This window comes from Neisseria sp. P0020.S003 (assembly GCF_051957095.1).
In the GTDB taxonomy this organism is placed as follows: Bacteria; Pseudomonadota; Gammaproteobacteria; order Burkholderiales; family Neisseriaceae; genus Neisseria; species Neisseria subflava.
Genome location: NZ_JBQCWU010000004.1, coordinates 90905 through 115421, shown reverse-complemented (window position 1 = coordinate 115421; position 24517 = coordinate 90905). Strand labels below are relative to the sequence as shown.

22 protein-coding genes are annotated in these 24517 nt (G+C 48.0%); 12 read left to right on the top strand and 10 right to left on the bottom strand.

Annotation, left to right across the window (positions count from 1 at the left end; genetic code table 11):
- Positions 1–14: 14 nt before the first annotated feature.
- From purN to ACTHTQ_RS04300, 3 genes are all read right to left on the bottom strand, one after another.
- The gene (purN, locus tag ACTHTQ_RS04310) at positions 15–641 is read right to left on the bottom strand and encodes a phosphoribosylglycinamide formyltransferase (RefSeq protein WP_308111478.1); all 627 of its coding nucleotides are present in this window, start codon (positions 639–641) and stop codon (positions 15–17) included.
- A 96-nt stretch (positions 642–737) separates the two neighbouring features.
- Positions 738–1553, bottom strand: a complete 816-nt coding sequence (locus tag ACTHTQ_RS04305) for an FKBP-type peptidyl-prolyl cis-trans isomerase (protein WP_063076016.1) — start codon at positions 1551–1553, stop codon at positions 738–740.
- A 160-nt stretch (positions 1554–1713) separates the two neighbouring features.
- Complete coding sequence (locus ACTHTQ_RS04300; protein WP_003685975.1) at positions 1714–2979, bottom strand: Glu/Leu/Phe/Val family dehydrogenase; 1266 nt, start codon at positions 2977–2979, stop codon at positions 1714–1716.
- A 420-nt stretch (positions 2980–3399) separates the two neighbouring features.
- On the opposite strand from ACTHTQ_RS04300, the gene ACTHTQ_RS04295 reads away from it, so the two are divergent.
- The 3 genes from ACTHTQ_RS04295 (at position 3400) to ACTHTQ_RS04285 (ending at position 4910) form a co-directional block, all read left to right on the top strand.
- Positions 3400–4113, top strand: coding sequence for a phosphoglycolate phosphatase (locus tag ACTHTQ_RS04295; protein ID WP_440363197.1), 714 nt, complete (start codon positions 3400–3402; stop codon positions 4111–4113).
- Positions 4114–4211: 98 nt separating this feature from the next.
- Positions 4212–4673, top strand: a complete 462-nt coding sequence (recX, locus tag ACTHTQ_RS04290; protein WP_070734648.1) for a recombination regulator RecX — start codon at positions 4212–4214, stop codon at positions 4671–4673.
- A gap of 75 nt (positions 4674–4748) precedes the next feature.
- Positions 4749–4910 carry a hypothetical protein gene (locus ACTHTQ_RS04285; protein ID WP_440363196.1) on the top strand — a complete coding sequence of 54 codons (162 nt, stop codon included), beginning with the start codon at positions 4749–4751 and terminating at the stop codon, positions 4908–4910.
- A 120-nt stretch (positions 4911–5030) separates the two neighbouring features.
- Here ACTHTQ_RS04285 and ACTHTQ_RS04280 read toward each other — a convergent pair whose 3' ends face one another.
- The 3 genes from ACTHTQ_RS04280 to gmk form a co-directional block, all read right to left on the bottom strand.
- Positions 5031–7187 carry a RelA/SpoT family protein gene (locus ACTHTQ_RS04280; RefSeq protein ID WP_440363195.1) on the bottom strand — a complete coding sequence of 719 codons (2157 nt, stop codon included), beginning with the start codon at positions 7185–7187 and terminating at the stop codon, positions 5031–5033.
- Positions 7188–7291: 104 nt separating this feature from the next.
- Positions 7292–7498: a DNA-directed RNA polymerase subunit omega gene (gene rpoZ / locus ACTHTQ_RS04275; protein WP_003682294.1), complete on the bottom strand. Its 207-nt coding sequence runs from the start codon at positions 7496–7498 to the stop codon at positions 7292–7294.
- A gap of 52 nt (positions 7499–7550) precedes the next feature.
- On the bottom strand, positions 7551–8168 hold the full coding sequence (gmk, locus tag ACTHTQ_RS04270; RefSeq protein ID WP_003686079.1) for a guanylate kinase: 618 nt from the start codon (positions 8166–8168) through the stop codon (positions 7551–7553).
- A gap of 168 nt (positions 8169–8336) precedes the next feature.
- Between gmk and ACTHTQ_RS04265 the strand changes: the two genes are divergently transcribed.
- Entirely contained in the window at positions 8337–8897 is a 561-nt protein-coding gene (locus ACTHTQ_RS04265) for an adenine phosphoribosyltransferase (protein WP_003682296.1), read from the top strand.
- 45 nt (positions 8898–8942) lie between these two features.
- Here ACTHTQ_RS04265 and ACTHTQ_RS04260 read toward each other — a convergent pair whose 3' ends face one another.
- The 3 genes from ACTHTQ_RS04260 to ACTHTQ_RS04250 form a co-directional block, all read right to left on the bottom strand.
- Positions 8943–9680, bottom strand: coding sequence for a toxin-antitoxin system YwqK family antitoxin (locus ACTHTQ_RS04260; protein ID WP_440363237.1), 738 nt, complete (start codon positions 9678–9680; stop codon positions 8943–8945).
- A gap of 225 nt (positions 9681–9905) precedes the next feature.
- On the bottom strand, positions 9906–10805 hold the full coding sequence (gene prmB / locus ACTHTQ_RS04255; protein WP_440363194.1) for a 50S ribosomal protein L3 N(5)-glutamine methyltransferase: 900 nt from the start codon (positions 10803–10805) through the stop codon (positions 9906–9908).
- Positions 10806–10900: 95 nt separating this feature from the next.
- Positions 10901–13156: a nitric-oxide reductase large subunit gene (locus tag ACTHTQ_RS04250; RefSeq protein WP_440363193.1), complete on the bottom strand. Its 2256-nt coding sequence runs from the start codon at positions 13154–13156 to the stop codon at positions 10901–10903.
- A 398-nt stretch (positions 13157–13554) separates the two neighbouring features.
- On the opposite strand from ACTHTQ_RS04250, the gene nirK reads away from it, so the two are divergent.
- The 4 genes from nirK (at position 13555) to ACTHTQ_RS04230 (ending at position 18393) form a co-directional block, all read left to right on the top strand.
- Positions 13555–14712, top strand: coding sequence for a copper-containing nitrite reductase (gene nirK, locus ACTHTQ_RS04245; RefSeq protein WP_308186713.1), 1158 nt, complete (start codon positions 13555–13557; stop codon positions 14710–14712).
- A gap of 173 nt (positions 14713–14885) precedes the next feature.
- A complete protein-coding gene (locus ACTHTQ_RS04240; RefSeq protein WP_440363192.1) occupies positions 14886–15641 on the top strand; it encodes a formylglycine-generating enzyme family protein in 756 nt (251 codons plus the stop codon).
- Between the two features lie 210 nt (positions 15642–15851).
- Positions 15852–16121, top strand: coding sequence for a 30S ribosomal protein S15 (gene rpsO, locus ACTHTQ_RS04235; RefSeq protein ID WP_003679932.1), 270 nt, complete (start codon positions 15852–15854; stop codon positions 16119–16121).
- Between the two features lie 178 nt (positions 16122–16299).
- Complete coding sequence (locus ACTHTQ_RS04230; protein WP_440363191.1) at positions 16300–18393, top strand: AsmA family protein; 2094 nt, start codon at positions 16300–16302, stop codon at positions 18391–18393.
- A gap of 267 nt (positions 18394–18660) precedes the next feature.
- Here ACTHTQ_RS04230 and ubiD read toward each other — a convergent pair whose 3' ends face one another.
- A complete protein-coding gene (gene ubiD / locus ACTHTQ_RS04225; RefSeq protein WP_440363190.1) occupies positions 18661–20139 on the bottom strand; it encodes a 4-hydroxy-3-polyprenylbenzoate decarboxylase in 1479 nt (492 codons plus the stop codon).
- A 249-nt stretch (positions 20140–20388) separates the two neighbouring features.
- Between ubiD and ACTHTQ_RS04220 the strand changes: the two genes are divergently transcribed.
- The 4 genes from ACTHTQ_RS04220 (at position 20389) to ACTHTQ_RS04205 (ending at position 24438) form a co-directional block, all read left to right on the top strand.
- Positions 20389–21051: a DedA family protein gene (locus ACTHTQ_RS04220; RefSeq protein WP_440363189.1), complete on the top strand. Its 663-nt coding sequence runs from the start codon at positions 20389–20391 to the stop codon at positions 21049–21051.
- A gap of 66 nt (positions 21052–21117) precedes the next feature.
- Complete coding sequence (locus ACTHTQ_RS04215) at positions 21118–22101, top strand: asparaginase (protein ID WP_440363188.1); 984 nt, start codon at positions 21118–21120, stop codon at positions 22099–22101.
- A 13-nt stretch (positions 22102–22114) separates the two neighbouring features.
- On the top strand, positions 22115–22882 hold the full coding sequence (locus ACTHTQ_RS04210) for a TatD family hydrolase (RefSeq protein ID WP_440363187.1): 768 nt from the start codon (positions 22115–22117) through the stop codon (positions 22880–22882).
- 287 nt (positions 22883–23169) lie between these two features.
- Positions 23170–24438 (top strand): Nramp family divalent metal transporter, encoded by a 1269-nt coding sequence (locus ACTHTQ_RS04205; RefSeq protein WP_440363186.1) that lies wholly within the window; start codon positions 23170–23172, stop codon positions 24436–24438.
- Positions 24439–24517: the final 79 nt, after the last annotated feature.

Here is a 24517-nt window from a genome sequence, read left to right as displayed (position 1 = left end):
GTATGGTGTTTGAATTAAGCCAACAGGCTTTGACCGGCGGCATTGCGTTGTGCATTCAAAACGCGGTTGCCTTCGATTTTCAGACGGCCTGCAACAAAGTCGGCAACGGCTTGCGGAAAAAGCTGGTGTTCAACCGTCAACACGCGTGCGGCAACATTGTCAGCAGTATCGCCGTCCAAAATAGGAACAATGCCTTGTGAAATAATCGGGCCGCAATCCAGCTCGGGCGTCACGAAATGGATGGTGCAGCCTGCCACTCGGCAACCTGCTTCCAATGCTCGTTCGTGGGTGTGCAGACCGGTGAAAGAAGGCAGGATGGACGGATGGATGTTGATCAGGCGGTTTTCATAATGTGCGCAGAATTCCGGAGTCAAAATACGCATAAAGCCCGCCAATACAACCAAATCGGGCTGATAGGCATCGATTTTTTCCATCATGGCTTGATCAAATGCCAGACGCGAGTCGAAGTTTTTATGGTTCAAACTGTCAGTGGCAATACCGCGTTCTGCCGCCCATGCCAATCCGGCTGCGGTCTCGCTGTTGCTCAATACGGCTGCAATGTTGGCATCGGGAATATTGGCATTCACAATCGCCTGCATATTGCTGCCGCGTCCGGAAATAAGGATGACGATATTTTTCATCACAATTCCTTGTTGGTTTGGAACAAAGGCCGTCTGAAACGGAATTTTTCAGACGGCCTTTTATCCGTTGTTTAAGGGCGTAAGCCTTGATTCGGATTATTGAACTTTTTGTACGTCAACTTGTACAGGTTGTTGTGCGGCAGCATCAGGCGCGCCGACTTTAACCAGTTTCACGTCGAATACCAAAGTAGCGTTCGGGCCGATTTTATCGCCGGCACCCACTTCGCGGTAAGCCAATTTGGCAGGGATGTAGAATGTTGCTTCGCCGCCTTCTTTCAAGAGTTGGATACCTTCAGTCCAACCTGGGATTACTTGGCTTACAGGGAAGCTTACTGGGCCGCCGTTGGCTTTGCTGCTGTCAAATACGGTACCATCAATCAGACGGCCTTCGTATTCAACGGTAACGATGTCGTCTTTAGTCGGTTTTTTGCCTTCGCCTTCTTTGGTGATTTTGTATTGCAGACCGGAAGCGCTGGTTTTCACGCCTTCTTTAGTTGCGTTTTCTTTCAAGAACGCTTCGCCTTTTTCCAAGTTTACTTTGGCATCTTCAGCACGTTTGGCAGTGGCTTTTTCTTGTTGCTCTTGCAGGAATTTCATCATCACTTCCTGAGCTTGGGCTTCAGTCATTTTGACTTCTTTACCTTCAAACATGGCTTCCATGGCTTCGGTGAAGACTTTCAAATCGATTTCCGTACCTTGGTCTTTCATTTGTTTCAATGAACGGCCGATGTCCACACCCATTGCGTAGCTGGCTTGTTGGGCAGTAGAACCGATGGCAGAAGCATCTGCAGCCGCATTTGAAGCTGCGGAAGCAGCAGGGGCGTCTTTAGCGGCAGTGTCTTTTTGGTTGCAAGCAGTCAGTGCCAACAAAGCAGACAAAGCCAATGCGCTGAATTTGAAAGTTTTGTTCATGATTATGTCTTTTCCGGAAAGGTCAAAAAAGGGGATTATAGCTGAGTTTGAATGAAATGGAATCAAGGTGGATTAAAATTTGTAAAGGCTCTTATCAAAAACATTAAGGCCGTCTGAAAACAGGTTTCAGACGGCCTACTCTTAGCTATCGGTCAAACGATTAATACCAGCCGCGCAGTTTCATTGCTTTTTCAACACGACGGATACTCATCATGTAAGAAGCGGTACGCAGGTCGACATCGTATTCTTGAGCCAAGTTCCAAATATCGCGGAACGCACGGCGCAGGACAACGGTTTCTTTCTCTTGAACTTCGTCAAATTCCCAGTAGTAGCCTTGCAGGTTTTGTACCCATTCGAAATAGGATACAACCACGCCGCCGCAGTTTGCCAAAATATCAGGAACAACCAGTACGCCGTTTTGACGCAGGATAACGTCGGCTTCAGGAGTAGTCGGGCCGTTTGCGCCTTCAACCACGATTTTCGCGCGGACTTTACCGGCGTTTTCAGAAGTCAGTTGGTTTTCCAGCGCGCAAGGGGCGAGTACGTCCACATCCAAAGCCAAAAGTTCGGCATTGCTGATTTCTTTGCCGTAGCCTGCTTCATTGGTGATGAAACCTTTGGTTTGGAATTCTTTGATGATTGCTTCCATATCCAAGCCGTTTTCGTTGTAGATGGCAACGTCAACAGTAGATACGGCAACGATTTTCGCACCGGCTTTGTGTGCATAGTAACCGGTGTGGTAGCCCACGTTACCGAAACCTTGAATGGCGTAAGTTGCACCCTTCACGTCTTTGCCCAGTTTTTCCAAAGCTTGGACAGCGGCGAAGTTTACGCCGTAACCGGTGGCTTCGGTACGCGCTAAGGAACCGCCAAACTCAACCGGTTTGCCGGTGAATACGCCCGGTGCAGAATGTTTCACTACGTTTTCATAGGCATCAACCATCCAAGACATGATTTTGCCGTTGGTGTTCACATCAGGGGCAGGAATATCGATTTTCTCGCCGATCAGCGGAGAAATGGCTTCGGAATAAGCGCGGGCGATGCGTTCCAATTCCGCTTCGGAATAGTTACGCGGATCCAAAGTAATACCGCCTTTACCACCGCCGTAAGGAATACCGGCCACGCAGCATTTGATGGTCATCCAGATAGACAGGGCTTTAACCTCGTCCATATTCACATTAGGATGGAAACGTACGCCGCCTTTGTAAGGGCCGACGGCATTATTGTGTTGTGAACGGTAGCCGGTGAAGTTTTCTACTGTACCGTTGTCGAGTTTGACAGGGAAGTTGACTTCCAAAACACGTTGCGGCTTTTTCAAGATTTCAAATACTGCTGGGTCGGCATTCAAACGGTCGCAGGCAGTTTTCACTTGTTTTTGCGCAATTTCAAACGGATTCAGCGTTTCTTTTACAGCAGATGCGGACATGTATTTTTCCTTTTCATACATATGATTAGACGAGAGCCATACCCGTTACTATATATAAAAACGGACAAAAATGTAATAGCATGTAGTCGATAAAAAGCAAATCTATTCATTTATATATGAATTTAGTTTGAGGCCGTCTGAAAATATCGGCACACTAGCCGGAAATTTTTCAGACGGCCTAGTATAAATGCTCATCAAATCATTCAAAAACACACACAAACCCTTTGTTTTTTAATGCCTACCAAACCACCCTTTTTGTTGACAAAATCCCTTTCACATTCCCAATAGGCTGACAGTCTTACACCATCAAAAATTGTTAACAATTTAACCAAATATCCCTTAAAGAATCAGCAAAACATCGGCAAATCAGGCAAATAATGTTAGAATAACCGCTTGAATAATATGACAGAAAGTTACTCAATGACCACAGCTGCTTTAGAACACGTTCAAGCCGTTGCCTTTGATTTGGACGGTACCTTATGTGATTCCGTTCCCGATTTGGCCGCAGCAGCCCAAGCCATGTGTGCGCACTTGGGTTTACCTGTTTTACCTACCCAAACGGTTGAAAGCTATGTCGGCGACGGCATCAGCAAGTTGGTTCATCGCGTCATTACCAATGATCGTGAAAAAGAAGCCGATCCTGAAATCTGGGAAAAAGGCTTTGTGTTCTTTATGAAATATTATCGCGAGCATTTGAGCGACTTTACTCGCCCCTACCCTGAAACCGAAGCCGGCCTCGGCCTGCTCAAGTCCTTGGGTATTCCATTGGTTGTCATTACCAACAAAAATGAAATTCTGGCTGCTGAGTTGCTGAAACAACTTAATCTCGACGACTACTTCAGCCTGGTTCTCGGCGGCGACAGCCTGACTGAGAAAAAACCCAGCCCATTGCCGCTTCAACATGCGGCCGAAGTTTTGGGCATCGACGTTGCCAATATGCTGATGGTAGGCGACTCTAGGAATGATATTCTTGCCGCCAAAGCGGCCGGTTGCTTTAGTATCGGCGTAACATTCGGCTACGGCGACATGACCTTGCTCTCCCAAGACAAAGCGACCAAACCTGATTTGTTGATTCGCGCCCTGCCTGAAATCTACGAAAATCTGCAACCACAAAAAAACAAAGACGAAGAATAATTCGGCTTTATTTTCAGACGGCCTTTTCGGTGCTTTCACCCAATCAGGCCGTCTTAAATGTAATTCAATGTAGTTAAATCCCTCCCCTTCCATATCCCATGAAACCTCCCAAAACCTTACGCGCCCGCGCCTTGGATATTCTTTCCCGTCAGGAAGTCAGCCGTGTCGGCTTGAAACGCAAACTGGCTCCCCATGCTGAAAGCGAAGAAGAATTGGAAAAGGTTTTGGACGAATTCGTCGAACGAAATTGGCAATCCGACCAGCGTTATGCAGAAGCCTATATTCACAGCAAAAGCAACCGTTACGGCACGCTCCGCCTCAAACAAGCCTTGGCGCAACAAGGTATCGATGCAGACGACTGTCGGGAATTCTTACCCGACAGGGAGGACGAGCTGCAAACCGCCATTTCCGTCTTGCGTAAAAAATTCAAGCAAGAAGCTCAAGATTTGAAAGAAAAACAAAAACAAGCGCGTTTCCTTGCCTATCGCGGCTTTGGTGCCGACACCATTCAGACGGCCTTAAAAACCGCGTGGAATGAAGACGAAGACTTCTATCAATAATCATTCCCACTTGAATCTTTGCTTCTATCGGCGTACCCTTACGCTTTTATTCAATAATTCAATCAGAGCTTCATCATGTCCGACAAACCGCACGATACACCTAATCCCCTAATCGAAGACGAACGCAAAAATCCTGTTTACCGCTTGGGTCAGGCAGTAGCCAGATTCATGTTGCTGGTTTGGGCCGGCGTTTTGGCCTTGGTTTTCTTCTTGGTTTTCCGTTTTTGGTTGAATTAAACCCAATCCAATTACAAAAAAGCCATAAACCCTCTTAAAAAGAAGCCAACAGCTTTTATTTGTAAACATCAAAAAGGCCGTCTGAAAATGCTTTCAGACGGCCTTTGCTTATTAACAAGATTATCCTCGAATCACTTTACGGATATTCGGATTGGCATGCATTGCATGAATAATCTGATTAACCTGATCCAAGTCTTTGACTTTAATTGTAAATTTAAATTCTACAAAACCTTCTGTTCCTGCTTGCGCTTTGGTTGGCGTATCGACAGATTCAATGTCCGCACCGGAATTGGAAATCGCTTGCGCCATTGAGGCCAACAAACCATGCGCATCTTCGGATTTGACGTTGAGGATGGTGCGGTACGTTTGATTACGCAAACTGTCCCAGCCCGCATCGAGTTGCTCTTCCGGATCGGCTTTGACCAAAGTTTGACAGGTATCACGGTGGATAATCATACCCTTGTCTTTGACCAATAAGGCGCGGATCGCATCGCCGGGAATCGGATGGCAACATTCGGCAAAATGAATCCGGCCGGTTTCCTGATCGTTGACTTTGATCGGGCTGAGTTTGACCGCGCTGCCAAAATGTTGGCCTGCCAACTCGGCAATGTGCATGGCAACGTGTACCGGCAAAGTATGCCCCATACCGACATTGTAGAGGACCTCTTCAAACGAGGTTTGTTTGGTATTCAAATCGGTAAGGTATTTTTCTTTGAGGTCGTCTGAAAGCAGGATGTCTTTAGGCAACAGGCTGGATAAAGCTTTTTGCAGCAGGTTTTCACCCAAAACAACAGCATCGTGACGATTCAGATTTTTAATGTATTGGCGGATGGCACTGCGCGCACGACTGGAAACGGTAAAGTTCAGCCATGCTACATTAGGCTTGGCATGCTCGGAAGTAATGATTTCTACCGTATCGCCGGTTTTCAGCTTGGTGCGCAACGGCATCATGACGTTATTGATACGCGCGGCAACGGTTTTATGACCGATATTGGTGTGTACGGCATAGGCAAAGTCAATCGGCGTCGAACCCTTAGGCAGGGTGAGGATTTTGCCTTTGGGCGTCAGGATATAGACTTCGTTGGGGAACAGATCGACTTTGACGTGCTCAAGAAATTCGATGGCGTTCGCGCTGCTGGCTTGCAAATCAAGGATGTTTTTGAGCCATTGGTTGGTATGGAGGACGGCTTGATCCGGAGTATTTTCACCGGATTTGTAAATCCAATGGCCGGCAATACCTCCCTCAGCCACAGCATCCATTTCACGCGTACGGATTTGCACTTCGATCGGCAAACCGTAAGGGCCGACCAAGGTCGTGTGCAGGCTTTGATAACCATTGCTTTTCGGAATGGCAATATAGTCTTTAAAACGGCCAGGCTTGGGATGGTATAAATTATGCAATGCGCCCAACGCGGCATAACAGGCAGGAATGCTGTTTACAATGACCCGAAAGCCGTAAATATCCATCACTTCTGCAAAACGCAGCTTTTTGGCCAGCATTTTTTGATGGATGTTGTATAAGTTTTTCTCGCGGCCTTTGATTTTGGCTTCAATATTGACACCGACCAAACGCTGACCAAATGCACGCAACACTTTGCCGACAACATCGCGGCGATTTTTGCGGCTGTTGTTCATGGCTTTTTTCAGGGTTTCGTAGCGTCTTGGGTGGAGGTTTTGGAACGATAGGTCTTGAAGTTCTTGATATGCATTGTTCAGGCCAATGCGGTTGGCGATTTGAGCATAGATTTCGAGGGTTTCTTTGGCGATGCGGCGGCGTTTTTCCGGACGCATAGAGCCAAGGGTGCGCATATTGTGCAATCGGTCGGCAAGTTTGACGACGATGACACGCACATCTTTAGTCATGGCGAGGATAAGCTTGCGGAAACTTTCCGCCTGATGCTCGGCATGATCTTCAAATTTGAGTTTTTCCAGTTTGGAGAGGCCGTCTACCATTTCGGCAATGGTATCGCCGAATTCTGCCGCCATTTCGACTTTGGTCACGCCCGTATCTTCCAATACATCGTGCATAACGCCCGCGCAGAGGCCTTGAACATCCATGTGCCAAATCGCAAGCTGCGTGGCAACGGCAAGGGGATGAGTGATGTAGGGTTCGCCGCTTTTACGGGTTTGTCCGTCATGGGCGTGGAAAGCGTAGGCAACGGCTCTTTCAAGCTCGGCCTGCTCGTTGGTATTGAGATAGGATGCGGTGCGAAACAGAAGCTCGCGCGCTTCTGCTGTCAACGGATCATAGGGGGCGGTAGGCAGTGGGGCTGGCATTTTCAGACGGCCTTTTATGGCTATTTTTAAGCCGTCAGACTGTATCGGTTGTGATATCGCACCAATACAGTCCGCGCGGCGGTTTTATCGGTTTGCCGGTTGGTTTATTTGTTGCGGGTCAGCAGCTCGGTTCCGATTTGTCCGGCTGCGATTTCGCGCAGGGCGGTTACGGTTGGTTTATTGTTGCGGATGTCGTCAACCAAAGGCGTATTGCCGTTTTCTAATTGGCGTGCGCGACGGGCGGCAACGAGGGTAAGGTCGAAGTGGTTAGGGATTTTACCTGTGCAATCTTCAGTAGTAATACGGGCCATGTTTGCTTGCTTTCTTTCTATGTTTCAAATAAACGGTTATTTTCGCTGTTTTTTACGAATTTTCCAACAGGTTTGAGATAAATCCCTGTTGAGAGGATTTTTTCAGACGGCCTGCTTTAATAATGTGGAACAAATCGGCTTCGGCACGATCCAAATCGTCATTCACAACGACGTAATCGAACAAAACGGATTGCTCAATCTCATGACGGGCTTTTGAAAGGCGTGTTTGAATAACTTCTTCGCTGTCTGTACCACGGCCAATCAAACGTTGCGCCAATACTTCAAAGGAAGGCGGCAGGATAAAAATACTGCTGGCTTCAGGCAACGATTTACGCACTTGTGCAGCACCTTGCACATCGATTTCCAAAATTACGTCATAGCCCTCTTCACTCAAGGAATTCACGCCGGCGATGCTGGTGCCGTAATAGTTACCGAACACATTGGCGTGTTCCAAAAAGGCTCTTTGCTCAATCAGTGATTCAAATTCTTCTTTGGGAACAAAGTGGTAATGCACACCATGTGCCTCACCCTCACGCGGCTGGCGCGTAGTATGAGAAATGGAAACACGGATGTCGTCATGATTTTTCAACAGGCGCGACACCAAGGTCGTTTTACCTGTGCCGGAAGCGGCAGAAATGATGTAAATATTGCCTTTTTTATGATTTTGCATAGTGGTTCAGCCGATGGTATGTACCTGTAAATTATAACACAACACAATGTTTCTCGGAATTTCAGACGGCATGTTGCAAAATTTGGCTATTGTATCGATTAATTTGGCAAGTCCGCATATGACCGCTACAATATCGTGTTAAAAACTTTTTGATTTCGGAATGTCGAAATGTTGATTCATCCTGAAGTAATGGGCGTAGAAGCTTTGGCGGACAAAATCCGTAAAATTGAAAACTGGCCGCAAAAAGGGATTTTGTTTCATGACATTACTCCCGTTTTGCAAAGCGCAGAATATTTCCGCCTGCTGGTCGATTTACTGGTTTACCGCTATATGGGGCAAAAAGTTGATGTCGTTGCGGGCTTGGATGCGCGCGGCTTCATCATTGGCGCGGCTTTGGCCTATCAGCTGAATGTCGGCTTTGTCCCCATCCGCAAAAAAGGCAAACTGCCGTTTGATACGGTTTCTCAAAGTTACGCTTTGGAATATGGCGAAGCGACGGTAGAAATCCATACCGATGCCATCAAGCCGGGCGCACGCGTTTTGTTGGTAGATGATTTGGTGGCAACCGGCGGCACAATGCTGGCAGGTGTCGAGCTGATCCGCAAACTGGGTGGCGAAGTAATCGAAGCAGCTGCCATTTTGGAATTTACCGACTTGGACGGCGGCAAAAAAATCCGTGAAAGCGGCGCACCGTTATTTACCCTATGCCAAAACAAAGGCTGTATGTAATAAAAAACCGCAAGCTGCTCAGCCTGCGGTTTTTTATGATCAAAATTATTCAAGGACGTATCCGTCCGTATCCCAAAAAGTTTTTTTCACCAACTGGTCGTCTTTATAAACCAACTCGGATTTCTTCGCACCATCATCATACCAATCCAAAATGATGCCGCTGCGTTTACCGTTGCGAATACTCAATTCAGACACGATGCGGCCATTTTCATCCCAACTGATAATCTCCGTCGGTTTGTCATTGCTCATCATCATTTCGGTTTTCGGGCTGCCGTCTGAATACCACTGTTTCCAATGGCCATTGGCTTTATCGTGCTTAAACTGAATTTCGCTTTCTTTCACACCATTTCGGTAATAGCGGGAACCCACGCCCTCACTCAGGCCATTTTGATAAGGCATCACCGCAGATTTTTTGCCGTTTGGATACCAGTTCACCCATTCGCCATGCGGTTTTCCGTTGCGATAGCTGCCAACCATCTTTTTCTGACCGTTGAAATGCCACAGGATCAGCGTACCATTATCCAACGCCGGCACAAAAACCTTAATCTGACTAGCAGGTACTTCATAAGGATCAGAATATTTTTTCATCGATGGATAGTAAAAATCCTGCACCTGCGCCTTGCCTGCCTCAATCTTGTATTGGCGGACATAAGCAACCGAAGGCATGGTCGCCGTCAGTTTACCGTTTTGATTGAAATAAACGGTATGTTGCTGGGCAAAGGCGGCAACGGGCATACTGAACAAGGCAGCAGCCAACAGGCCTGATTTTAAATAATTATTCATAATATGGAGTTTGGCAGTATATGTTCTACAAAAAGTCAGTAATAAAAATTCACTGACATTAGAAACTATGACGAATATTATAAGCCATAGTTTCAAAGCCTGCTTGGATTTCATATTCGGCATACCATAGACATTTGTATTTTCTTTAAATATTAAAGATTATACAAAACAAAGGCCGTCTGAAATTTTTTCAGACGGCCTTTGTTTTATTTATATCAAAATAAACTATTCTTCACCCAGTAATTGCTCGCGGGTCAACAGGAATACAAACCCATCGCCACCGCTGGTTTCCAACCAAGTAAACGGTAATTCGGGATAAGCCGCTTCCAATACCTCACGGTTGTGACCGATTTCAACCAGCAATACACCTTTCGGATTCAAATATTTCGCCGCTTGCAGAATGATTTGACGTGTAGCATCCAAACCATCTTCGCCACTGCCCAAAGCCAATTCCGGCTCATGCAGGTATTCATCAGGCAATGCTTCCACAGATTCCGCATCGACATAAGGTGGATTGGAAACAATCAAGTCGTATGTTTCATCCAAGCCTTCAAACAAATCGGTATGCACCAAGCTGATGCGGTCTTCCAAACCATAATCTTCAATATTAATGGCAGCCACTTCCAGCGCATCCAAGCTTAAATCAACGGCATCGATTTGTGCGTCGGGATAGTGGTGCGCCATTTGAATGGCCAAACAGCCGCTACCGGTACACAAATCCAAAGCTCGATGCACCAACTCATCGTGTTCAATCCAAGGACGGATACCGTCGCCAAGCAATTCGTAAATGAAAGAACGAGGCACAATAACGCGCTCATCGACATAAAAATCAAACTCGCCCTGCCATGCCTGATGCGTCAGATACGCGGCAGGAATATGCTCAACTGCGCGACGTCCGATAATGGACAATACTTCTTCCCTCTCACTTTGCAACAATTTGGCATCCAAATAAGGCTCCAACGTATCTAAAGGCAGGTTCAAAGTGTGCAAAATCAGATAGACTGCCTCGTCATGGGCATTATCACTTCCGTGTCCGAAAAACAGTCCGGCATCATTAAAACGGCTGACGGCAAAACGCAATAAATCGCGAACAGTGGCCAGCTCTTGAGCAGCTTGGTTGAACATAATGTTTTGTCTTGTCAATTTAAGAATGTTGAAATTATAACAGAAAGGCCGTCTGAAAACTTTTCAGACGGCCTTCGATTTAATTCAGCTTAAGATTATTTATCGCGGCTGAATACGATTTTGGTAGCTTGGACAGCAACGCAGACAGCACCACCGATGAAGATCAAGTCAGCAGCGGTACGAACCCAACGCAGGGTATCCAGGATTTCCATTTGCAGGAACTCTTCGCTACGTGCATACCACAGACCATGAGTGATAGAAGCGTAAGCTTGAATCACGCCGACCGGCAACAGGCTGATGGCAATCATACCCACCAGACCGCCGTTCAGCAGCCAGAAGCCCCAAGTCATCAGTTTGTCGTCAAATTGAACATTAGGTTTCAGGTAGCGTGCAACCAGCAATACGAAGCCCAGAGCCAAGAAACCATACACACCGAACAGAGCCGCGTGAGCGTGAACTGCAGTAGTGTTCAGACCTTGGATGTAGAACAGGGAAATCGGCGGGTTAATCAGGAAGCCGAATACGCCGGCACCGATCATGTTCCAGAAGGCAACTGCTACGAAGCACATCAGAGGCCAACGCAGACGTTTCGCCCAGTCAGACAGGTGTTGGTAAGACCAGTGTTCGTAAGCTTCACGACCGAGCAGAACCAAAGGCACAACTTCCAAAGCGGAGAAACATGCACCGATTGCCATAGAAGCAGAGGTAGAGCCGGAGAAGTACAAGTGGTGCAATGTACCTGGAATACCACCCAACATGAAGATTGCAGCAGCTGCCAGAGTAGAAGCAGTAGCAGTACTACGGCGGACAAAGCCCATGTTGTAGAAGATGAATGCGAAGGCGGCAGTAGCGAACACTTCGAAGAAGCCTTCTACCCACAGGTGAACCACCCACCAACGCCAGTATTCCATCACTGCGATTGGAGATTTCTCACCGTAGAACAAGCCAGGAGCGTAGAACACACCCACACCGACCATAGAAGCTACGAAGATAGCCAACAGGTTTTTGTCTGTACCTTTTTCTTTAAAGGCAGAGATAGTACAACGCAACATCAGGAACAGCCACAACAGCAAGCCGACCATCAGCAGAAGTTGCCAGAAGCGACCCAAATCCAAGTATTCGTAACCTTGGTGGCCGAACCAGAAGTTCAGTTCAGGTGGAATGATGTGAGTTAAAGCAAAGAAATTACCTGCGTAAGAACCGCCGACTACGATGAACAGGGCGATGTACAGGAAGTTCACACCGGCACGTTGGAATTTAGGATCTTTACCGCCGTTCACAATCGGAGCCAAGAACAGACCTGCTGTCAGGAAGCCGGTTGCAATCCAGAAAATAGCGGATTGGATGTGCCAAGTACGAGTCAATGCATATGGGAACCAATCGGCCATTTCAAAGCCCAGTGCGGTATCGATACCGTAGAAGCCTTGACCTTCGACAGTATAGTGAGCGGTCAAACCACCCAACAGTACTTGTACGACAAACAGCGCAACAGTCAGGAATACATATTTGCCCAACGCTTTTTGAGAAGGAGTCAGTTGTACTTTAGAGATAGGATCTTCAGTAGGTACTTCAACCTCTTCATGTTTGGTCAGGAAAGAGTAACCCCACATCAGTAAGCCGATACCCATCAGCAACAATACCACGCTGGTGAAAGACCACATGTAGTTTTCAGTAGTCGGTACGTTGTTGATCAAAGGCTCGTGAGGCCAGTTGTTGGTGTAGGTAAAGTTCTCGTCAGGACGGTTGGTCGAAGCAGACCAAGAAGTCCAGAAGAAGAAGTTGAACAGTTTCTCACGCGCTTCTTGGCTTGGCAATGTGTTGTTTTTCATTGCAAAGTGTTCGCGAGTGGTTTGGAACTTAGGATCGTCGCTGTACACACCGTGGTAGTAAGGCAGGATGCTTTCGATCGCTTTCACGCGGGTTTCGCTGACAACGACAGAACCATCTTCCTTAACACGGCTTTGGTTGCGGTATTCGTCAGCCAAACGTGTTTTCAGAACAGCTTGTTCTTCAGGAGAAACTTCGTCAAATTTTTTGCCGTAAGTTTCTTGCGCAGTCAGATCCAACCATGCAACCAGCTCGCGGTGCAGCCAGTCGGCAGTCCAGTCCGGAGCTTGGTATGCACCGTGACCCAATACAGAGCCGACTTCCATACCGCCGGTAGTTTGCCATGCAGATTGACCTGCCAAAATATCGTCTTTGGTCATCAGGACTTTGCCGGATGCAGAAACGACTTGTTCAGGGTATGGCGGAGCCTTTTTATAGACTTCGCTACCCATATAACCAAGAATGGTAAAGCATACTGCCAGTACGGCAAACAGCAAGTACCAAAGTTTCTTGTACTGTCCCATTTTAAGTACTCCTTAATTTTGGTAAAAAGTGGTTGGGTATTAATTCATCAAATATGAATGTTAAAGATTGTATCACGGTTTAATAAGTAAAGAAATATTTTGTCAATAATATTCCTTTAAAACCATTAACTTATATGATATTGATTCCCATTTACCTATACAAGCACTCCTTCATCGTATTTTGTGTTAAGTTTTCGCTAATATTTTTACACAAAAATAAACTTTTCGATGTATTTTTTTATACTTCTAAAGGAGTATTTAGGGATTAAAAGATTCATATTCCCTGAACAATTTGATTTACATCAAAATAGGACCAAACAAGCACCTACATAATCATACAAAATTTCAAACCATCCTATCAGGATTCTTACTTTTCTTACTATAAGGAAACTTTAAATATGAAACGCCAAACCTTAGCCGCACTTATCGCTTCTGTATTTGCACTGGCCGCATGCGGCGAGCAAGCTGCTAAACCTGCTGAAACTCCAGCTGCTACCGCTTCTGCTGAAGCTCCTGCCGCTTCCGACTCACAAGCTGCTGCAGAAACTCCTTCTTCAGAACTGCCTGTAATCGATGCTATCGTAACTCACGCTCCGGAAGTTCCACCTCCAACTGATCGCGATCATCCGGCTAAAGTACGCGTTAAAATGGAAACCGTTGAAAAAACCATGACCATGGAAGACGGTGTTGAGTACCACTACTGGACATTCAACGGCGACGTTCCAGGTCAAATGATCCGTGTACGTGAAGGCGATACTGTTGAAGTTGAATTCTCTAACAACCCTTCTTCTACCGTTCCTCATAACGTTGACTTCCACGCTGCAACTGGTCAAGGCGGTGGTGCAGAAGCTAGCTTTACTGCTCCTGGCCACACTTCTACCTTCAGCTTCAAAGCGCTGCAAGCTGGTTTGTACATCTACCACTGTGCCGTTGCTCCTGTAGGTATGCACATCGCCAACGGTATGTACGGTTTGATCTTGGTTGAACCTAAAGAAGGTCTGCCTAAAGTGGACAAAGAGTTCTACATCGTACAAGGCGACTTCTATACTAAAGGTAAAAAAGGTGCTCAAGGCCTGCAACCTTTCGATATGGATAAAGCGATTGCTGAACAACCTGAATACGTTGTATTCAACGGTCACGTAGGCTCTATCGCAGGAGACAACGCTCTGAAAGCTAAAGCTGGTGAAACTGTTCGTATGTACGTTGGTAATGGTGGTCCTAACTTGGTATCTTCTTTCCACGTTATCGGCGAAATCTTCGACAAAGTATATGTTGAAGGTGGTAAACTGATTAACGAAAACGTACAAAGTACTCTGATTCCTGCCGGTGGCGCAGCGATGATCGAATTCAAAGTCGACATTCCAGGCAGCTACACTGTGGTTGACCACTCTATCTTCCGTGCGTTCAACAAAGGTGCTTTGGGTCAATTGAAAGTTGAGGGTGATGAAAACCCTGAAATCATGACCAAAAAACTGAGCGACACCGTTTACCAACCTGCCGGTGCTGCCGCTTCTGCTCCAGCAGCTGCGTCTGGTGCTTCTGAAGCCGCTAAATAATCTCTCGGTTTAATACGCCAAGCCACTGCTGCCCTACTCTTTAGAGCCGCAGTGGCTTCCATCACGATTAATCTTCCTGTTCAATCAGACAGATTGATTTTTCAGACGGCCTTGTTATGATTAGGCTATCTGAAAAATAAATTTTCTGTTTCAATCGATAATAAGGGCGTACCATGAAACTCATACGACTCCTCCTCTTAGGCAGTGCCTTAATCTGCGGCAATACATTTGCTGCCGAAATGGTAAAAATCGAAGGAGGCAGCTACCGTCCTCTCTATCTCAAAAAAGAAACTTCCCTTATTAAAGTCAAACCCTTCCAGCTTGACAAATATCCGGTGACTAATGCTGAGTTTGCCGAATTTGTAAACACACATCCGCAATGGCAAAAAGGCAAAATCAGTTCCAAACATGCTGAAAAAGCTTACCTGAAACATTGGGTAAAAAACGGCAGCAACAGTTTTGCGCCTAAAGCCAGCGAATTCAAACACCCGGTAACCAATGTTTCATGGTTCGCCGCTAATGCCTACTGCGTTTCTAAAGGCAAACGTCTGCCGACTATTGACGAGTGGGAATTTGCAGGCTTGGCTTCTGCCACTCAAAAAGACGGCTCTACCGAGCCTGGCTATAACCGCACCATCTTAGATTGGTATGCAGACGGCGGCCGCAACGGCCTGCACGACATCGGTAAAAACAAACCCAACTACTGGGGCGTATATGATATGCACGGCCTGATTTGGGAATGGACTGAAGACTTCAACAGCAGCCAACTCTCTGCCGGCTCGTCCAATACGCAAATGTTCTGTAGCGGCGCATCCGTGGGTTCAAGCGACCCATCCAACTATGCGGCATTCTTACGCTACGGCATCCGCACCAGTCTGCAGTCCAAATATGTTTTAAATAACTTGGGCTTCCGCTGCGCGAGCAAATAAAGTTTAGTTTTTATCACCAAAGCAGCTTTGGCGGTACTGAAAGGTATCGCCGCTTTTTTTGGCCGTCTGAAAAGATATGGCGCACAAAGAAAAATTGTGGCATAATCCGCCCGTCTTTATAAAAAGGCACTTAGGAGTTTGCTTAGGTCGTTCGGCTTGGCAAACTTGTCCGAACCTGAAAAGGTTCTTTTATTTTCGGAGTTATCCATCATGGCATTGACCGTAGAACAAAAAGCACAAATTGTTAAAGATTTCCAACGCAAAGAAGGCGATACCGGCTCTTCTGAAGTACAAGTCGCTCTGTTGACTTTCCGCATCAACGACCTGACTCCTCACTTCAAAGCCAACCCTAAAGACCACCACAGCCGTCGCGGCCTGTTGAAAATGGTTAGCCAACGTCGTCGCCTGTTGTCTTACCTGCGTCGTACTCAGCCTGATACTTACCGTACACTGATTACCCGCCTGGGTCTGCGTAAATAATTTATGCTTAAATCAACACCGCCTTCGGGCGGTGTTTTTTATTAACATACCGATGCCGTCTGAAACACAGGCCCACGCTCTGTGTTATACTTCCACACGCTTAAGCAGCAAGGCTTAAACTTCCAATCACTCCTTAAAGCTCCCATCAAAGCGAGAATCTGAATTGTCTGTTCATTCCATGTTGCACTCAGGAAAATTTTGGCTGAAAACCCTGGTTTTCAGCATCGCCGTGCTTTTATGCCTCGCGGCGGTCTTGAATGCCTTAATGTTCCGCATATTCAATACAGAAAACATCGACGCATTCATACAGAAAAACTTTTCTGCCCATGGCTGCCAAGTCAAATACAATGCCAATATCAGCAGAAAATGGCTGCCGCGCCCTACGCTTATTTTAAAAGATCTAAGCCTTTCATCTTCCGAACCAGACACGCCGACGCTGAGCATTGCCGAATCCAAAATGGGCTTTGGCTGGAGCAGCCTATGGTCAGACGCCCCCATTATTGAAAAATGGATTCTTTCTAATCCGTCGCTGACGCTGAGTCCCAAAAACCACCTGCCTGCCTGCCTGCAACAAAACCACACATCAAAAGAAAGCTTCCAACTCAACCGCGTCATCATCAATAGCGGCAACATCCGCTATCACAATAAAGAGCAAGATATTGCCTTAAACGATCTGCAATTTTCCCTGCGCAGAGCCGATTCAGACGGCCGTCCATTTGATATTAGCGGCACACTGCAAAACATCGGCAACCCCATCAGTTGGCAGGGTGCCGGCCATCTTGTACAAGATGATGCCGGCTGGAGCGTTCCCGCTCTCAAATTAAACCTGCAAACCGTATTACTCAAAAACAAGCTGGATGCCCAAATCGCAGGCAGCCTTAATTGGCAAAACCAAACCGCCCTTTTCCGCGATTTCAATCTGCAAGCCGAAAGCAATTATCAAAACTTGCATATCAACGCACGTTCGCCCCTCTTACAATTCAAAAATGGCTATTTGCACCTCAACACACTCAACGGCGCATTGACTGCCGGCAGTGAAAACAACCAATGGGACGGTTCATTCAAACTGGACAAAGCCAACCTCTATCCAACCGTTTTGACCGCCGCCAATTTTGAACTCAAAGGCAGCCATAAAAACGACCGTCTCCAAACCAACTTTACCTTTTCCAGCCCATTGGTTTGGCCAAAAGGCAAAGGCATCGATGCACCCAAACTGCACCTCAGCACCCTGCAAGACACCATCAACCGCCTTCCTCGTCCCCGATTCATCAGCACCCTTGAAGGACAGGCCAATTTCAGCCTCAATACATGGGAAGGCCGTCTGAAAGGCGCATTTGACAGACAAGCCCTTGCCTTGGCCTTTAAATACCAACGCGATGCCCAACCGCGCCCGCACCTTGACGCCGGTATCGCCTTACAAAAACTCAATCTGACCCCTTACTTGGAAGATCTGAAAACCCAGTCATCACTAAACCTTCCTTCCCTGCTAGCTAAATCCTGGTTGCCCGACATTGAGGCCAACCTCCAAATCGGCAGCATTCAAACTGCCGGCCTGCAATTAGAAAACATCGAATCCCTGCTCACCGCCGATAAAGAACATATCGCCCTGCACCGTTTCAAAGCCGGGCTTTATGGCGGCAAAACCGAGGGCGGCCTGAGTATTGCGGCGACCCAACCTGCTTCCTACCACCTTCAGCAAAACGCAAAAGGCATACAAATTCAGCCGTTACTACAAGACCTGTTCGGTTTCCACAGCTTCAGCGGCAGCGGCGACGCCGTTATCGATATTAAAACCACCGGCAACGACCGCGCCCAAATGATACAAGCCCTAAACGGCAGCCTGCTCCTCGATATTACCAACGGTGCATGGCACGGTATTGATATGGACAGCATTCTGAAAAACGGCATCTCTTCGGAAAAAATCGACAACAGCAACCTCAAAACCCCTTTCCATCATTTCACCCTCAATAGTGAAATCGAGAAAGGCATCAGCCATCATATCAATACCGAACTGTTTTCCGACAGCTTGCACGTTGTCAGCAGCGGCTATACCGATTTGAATACCCAAAAACTATCGGAAAACCTGCTTATCAGCAACGTACTGCAACCTAAAAACAAACCGATTCCCCTAAAAATCGGCGGAACCGTACAAAACCCTTCCATTACCCTTGATTACAGCCGCTTGACCAATGGCATGAACACACCTGCAGAAAAACAAAAAGCCCTGCAAGAAACCATACAAGAACAATGGAAGTGGCTCAAACCGCGCTAAGTTTTCAAATCAAAGGCCGTCTGAAACCCAAAACGTTTCAGACGGCCTTTTAACAGATACCTTGTCAGAATAAGATGTTTACTGAGGAATGACCATATACACAATCAGTGCAACAATGATGGCAAACCATATCACCAACATTATCAAGCCTTTTTTGGAGAGTTTTCTTTTTCTCCAATCAAGCCTCAATATTTCTACCGTACCCTCAAACATAGACCCAATTATTTCCATCAATATTTGAAGTAGAAATTCCAATAAATCCGACATCTACAAACCCAAACTCTCCCAAATCTCATCGATTTTGGCCGTAACGGCAGGGTCTTTTTTGATCACACGACCCCATTCGCGGTCGGTTTCGCCCGGCCATTTGTTGGTCGCATCCAAACCCATTTTGCCGCCGAGTCCGCTGACAGGGCTGGCGAAGTCGAGGTAGTCGATGGGTGTGTTTTCTACCAAAACAGTGTCGCGTACAGGGTCCATACGCGTGGTGACCGCCCAGATGACTTCTTTCCAGTCGCGCACGTCCACATCGTCATCAACCACGATGATGAATTTGGTGTACATAAACTGGCGCAGGAACGACCAGCAGCCCATCATCACGCGTTTGGCGTGTCCGGCGTACTGTTTTTTCATGCTCACCACCGCCATGCGGTAGGAGCAGCCTTCGGGCGGCAGGTAGAAATCGGTGATTTCGGGGAACTGCTTTTGCAAAAGCGGTACAAATACTTCGTTCAACGCCACGCCCAAAACGGCAGGCTCATCAGGTGGTTTGCCTGTGTAGGTGGAATGGTAAATCGGGTTTTCGCGCATGGTGATGCGTTCGACCGTAAACACAGGGAAATGATCCTGCTCGTTGTAATAGCCGGTATGGTCGCCGTATGGGCCTTCCAACGCGGTTTCGCTCGGATGAATCACGCCTTCCAATACGATTTCTGCACGGGCAGGCACTTGCAAATCATTGCCGATACATTTCACCAGTTCCGTCCGCGAACCGCGCAGCAATCCGGCAAATTGGTATTCGCTCAAGGTATCGGGAACAGGCGTTACCGCTCCCAAAATGGTGGCAGGGTCACAACCGAGCACGACGGCGACAGGATACGGCGTATCTGGATTGAGTTTGCGGAATTCCTGATAATCCAACGCGCCGCCGCGATGCGATAGCCAGCGCATAATCAGCTTGTTTTTGCCGATTAATTGTTGGCGGTAAATGCCGAGATTTTGGCGTTTTTTGTGCGGCCCGCGCGTGACGGTCAAGCCCCACGTTACCAACGGCGCAACGTCTTCCGGCCAGCAATGCTGAATCGGAAGTTTATACAAATCAACGTCTTCACCTTCCCACACAATTTCCTGACACGGCGCGTTTTTCACCACGTTCGGCGCCATGCTCCAAATGTCTTTCAACAGCGGCAGTTTGGAAAACGCGTCTTTGATGCCTTTGGGCGGTTCGGGTTCTTTCAAATACGCCAGCGTCTGCCCGATTTCGCGCAGCTTGGACACGCTGTCCGCGCCCATGCCCATCGCCACGCGTTCGGGTGTGCCGAACAGGTTTGCCAATACGGGATAATCGTAACGCGTACCGTCAGGCTTAATCGGGTTTTCAAACAACAACGCCGGCCCTTCGGCACGCAGCACGCGGTCGGCGATTTCGGTCATTTCCAAATGCGGCGACACCGGATGCTGAATGCGCTTGAGTTTGCCATCAGCTTCCAATCCGGCGATAAATTCTCGCAAATCTCTGTATTTCATGATTTCATTTTCCTGAACAGGCCGTCTGAAAACAGACTGCCATTTCGGGTTTGAAAGATAAACCAGCGGCTATTGTACCTGCCAAATCTGTTCAAATCTCAACTTTCCACGTCCGAATTTCGAGATTTTTTGCAAACTACCGTCAAATTTAAACAATATCTGCTTGTGATTGCTTTCAGACGGCCTTATCTTTGGTAAAATTCCAACTTAATCCAGTTATCAATCAATATCTATCGTGGGACAGCGGCCATGTTTGCTTTTTTGGAATCTTTTTTCGTTGAATACGGCTATGCGGCCGTGTTTTTCGTTTTGGTTATTTGCGGCTTTGGCGTGCCGATTCCTGAAGATTTGACACTGGTTACAGGCGGCGTGATTTCCGGATTGGGTTATACCAATTCGCATTGGATGGTTGTCGTCGGTATGCTCGGCGTATTGGCGGGTGACGGATTTATGTTTGTTGCCGGACGCGTGTGGGGGCAGAAAATCCTCAAGTTCAAACCCATTGCGCGCGTGATGACACCCAAACGCTATGCCCAAGTACAGGAAAAATTCGACAAATACGGCAACTGGGTTTTATTCGTCGCCAGATTCCTGCCCGGCCTGCGTACTGCCGTTTTTGTGAGCGCAGGTATCAGCCGTAAAGTTTCCTATACTCGTTTCATCCTGATGGACGGGCTTGCCGCGCTGATTTCCGTTCCGGTTTGGATTTATCTGGGCGAATATGGCGCACGCAATACCGACTGGCTGATGAAAAAAATGCACAGCCTGCAATCCGGTATCTTTATCGTACTGGGCATCGGCGCAGTCATTGTCGGCTGGATTTGGTGGAGAAAACACCGCCGCCATACCTTCTTCCGCGAGAAATTACACGAAAAACGCGCTGCAAAAGCCAAAAAACAAGCCAATCAATAAACCATTCCAGGCCGTCTGAAACACTTACCCGCTTTTAGACGGCCTCTATCATTCATCAGAAACACCATGAAACAAAAAATCTTCGTCCTCTACACCGGCGGCACCATCGGCATGACCCAAAGCAGCGCCGGCCTGCGTCCCGACACCGCTCTCGTTGATAAAGCCCTTGCCCCCTTTTCAGACGATCTTGATTTCGAATGGCACGTTTGCCAGCCGCTTATCGATTCGTCCGCAGTAACGCTGCAAAACCAAAGCGACTGGCTGGAGCTTATTATTGCCAAACTGCCTGACTATGACGGTATTTTGGTGCTGCATGGTACGGATACCATGGCATACACCGCCAACCTCTTCGCCCTTTCGCTGCAAGGTTTGGACAAACCTATTATCCTGACCGGCTCACAATGGCCTTACGATGCCGCCAACAGCGATGCGCCGCGCAACCTTGCCACCGCCGTTTCCGCCTTCTCGCTCAAACTCAAACAAGTGGCGATTGCCTTTGACGGCAAACTCTTCCCCGCCGTCGGCAGCAGCAAGGTCAGCACCGAAACCGCCGCAGGTTTTAACAACCTGCATTTTGGCGCGCTCGCCGAATGGGAGGAAAACAAAGGTTGGCACAATATCCGTACCGCCCTGACCCAACATTCAGACGGCCTCACACCGCGTCTTCCAAACCCTGAAGCCAAAATTTCCGTCCGCACGCTGATTCCCGGTTATGCCGCGCAAGAACTTTCAGACGGCCTGCCCCACCTTTCCGCACAAGCCCTGATTCTGCAAAGCTACGGCCACGGCAATGCGCCGAGCAACGATGCCTTTGTCCGAGCCGTCCAAGCCTTTACACAACAAGGCAAATTGCTGCTCAACATCAGCCAAGTGCCGCAAGGTTGCGCCGCTGCCGTCTATGCCCAAGGCGATGCTTTGCGTCAGGCAGGTATCATCAACGGCGGCAAATGCAATCTCGAAACCGCCACTGCGCTGATGACCCTCGCCGTATCTCATGACTGGAATGCAGATAAGGTGCAACAAGAATTGCGTCAATTAAATCTGCTGTAAACCGCCATTAAATATGACTTTCACCGACACCCACTGCCATCTTGCCGATCCCAAACTTGCCGACACGCTGCCTGCCGTGCTTGCCGAAGCGCAAGCCGTCGGCGTGGCTCGTTTTATCGTACCTGCTACGTCTCCCAAGGATTGGCAGGCAGTGGCGCAGTTGGAAAGGCCGTCTGAAAACATCCATATCGCTTTGGGCATTCATCCGTGGTTTTCAGACGGCCTCAACGAGGCGGCATTCCACGAGTTAGAGTCCGAATTAATCCGGCATCCGCAAGCATGGGTTGGCGAAATCGGCTTGGATTTTTATGGCAAAGAGCAAACCCAAGCACAACGCGGCACGCAAACTGACGTCTTTATCCGCCAACTCATCCTCGCCCAAAACCTCAACCGCCGCGTCATCATCCATAATCTGAAAGCCACTGCCGCCATTGCCGCCGCTGTCAAAACCGCCGGTTTCACGCAAGGCGGTATCGTTCACGCCTTCTCCGGCAGCGTAGAAGAAGCACGGATTTTGGTGAAACTCGGCTTCAAAATCGGCATAGGCTCGCTGCTACTCAATCCCAATGCAAAAAAAGTCCGTGCCGCCTTACAAGCTTTAAACGACACAGATTTCGTTCTCGAAACCGACAGCCCTTTCATGCTCGGCCATGAAACCAATACACCAGCCAACATTCGACGTATCGCCGAAATTGCCGCCGAATTGCGCGGCATACCGCTGACACAACTGGCTGAAATCACCGAGCAAAACGTGGATTCCCTGCTCCATACTTCCCCTTAATATGCCGACCTCAAGGCATCAAAAAGCCTTGCCCTGCCATTTCGTTTCCAAACCGACACACTCTGCCTTTCCTACCCCATATTCATGAATAAAAAGCGATACAAGGCCGTCTGAAAAAATGTTTTTGGCACAAAATATCGTTCATTGCACCATTTCAGCTTTTTCAAACCGTATTTCTCCTTTGATTGATAAAAAGTATTACGCATATTATTGGGCAAACTTTTTATTTACGTTAAAATATGCTTTTTTTTGATAATAAGGCCGTCTGAAACAGGCGGAAAATACTTATGGCAGAACAACATACACACTCCTCTACTTGGCAGAGCAAAATTAATGCCCTCGGCCCGGGCATCATGATGGCTTCGGCAGCGGTCGGCGGATCGCACCTGATTGCCTCCACGCAGGCAGGTGCGCTTTACGGCTGGCAGCTTGCGTTGATTATTATTTTGACCAACCTCTTCAAATATCCGTTTTTCCGTTTCAGCGCGCATTACACGCTGGATACAGGCAAAAGCCTGATTGAAGGCTATGCGGAGAAAAGCCGCGTTTATTTGTGGGTATTCCTGATTTTGTGCGTTATCTCTGCAACGATTAACGCGGGTGCGGTCGCCATCGTGACCGCCGCCATCGTCAAAATGGCGATTCCTTCGCTGACGCTGAATGTCGGCGCAATCTCCGCGCTGATTATGGCTTCCTGCCTGATTATCTTGGCAAGCGGACGCTACAAAGCCTTGGACAACGTTTCCAAAATCATCATCGTCAGCCTGACAATCGCCACAGTCGCCGCCGCCGCCATCGCCATGTCGCGCGGCATGCAGATGAAACCCGACTTTATCGAGCCCACCCCATGGACACTGGCAGGCTTGGGCTTCCTCATCGCGCTGATGGGTTGGATGCCTGCACCAATTGAAATTTCAGCGATCAACTCGTTGTGGGTAACGGAAAAACAACGCATCAATCCTTCCAGCTACCGCGACGGTATTTTCGACTTCAACGTCGGCTACATCACCAGCGCAGTGTTGGCGGTCGTCTTCCTCGCCTTGGGCGCGTATGTGCAGTACGGCAACGGTGAGGCAGTGCAAATGGCGGGTGGCAAATATGTCGGCCAGCTGATTAATATGTATGCCGTGACCATCGGCGACTGGTCGCGTCCTATGGTGGCATTTATCGCCTTCGCCTGCATGTACGGCACGACGATTACCGTAGTGGACGGCTACGCGCGCGCGATTGCCGAGCCGGTACGCCTGCTGCGCGGTAAAGACAAAACCGGCAACGTCGAACTGTTTGCTTGGAACGTCTGGGTTGCAGGCTCGGGCTTGGCCGTGATTTTCTGGTTCAACAGCGCGATGGCAGAGCTGCTCAAATTCGCCATGATCACCGCCTTCGTTTCAGCCCCTGTGTTCGCTTGGCTGAACTACCGCCTCGTCAAAGGCGACAAACGCCACAAACTGACCATGGGCATGAACTTCCTTGCCATCCTCGGCTTGATTTACCTGACCGGATTTACCGTTTTGTTCCTGCTGAACCAAACAGGCATCTTGGCTGCGCCTAAATAAGCCCATACTAAAAAAGGCCGTCTGAAACTCAAAAACAGGTTTCAGACGGCCTTTCCAATCAATCATATCTTTTTGAATT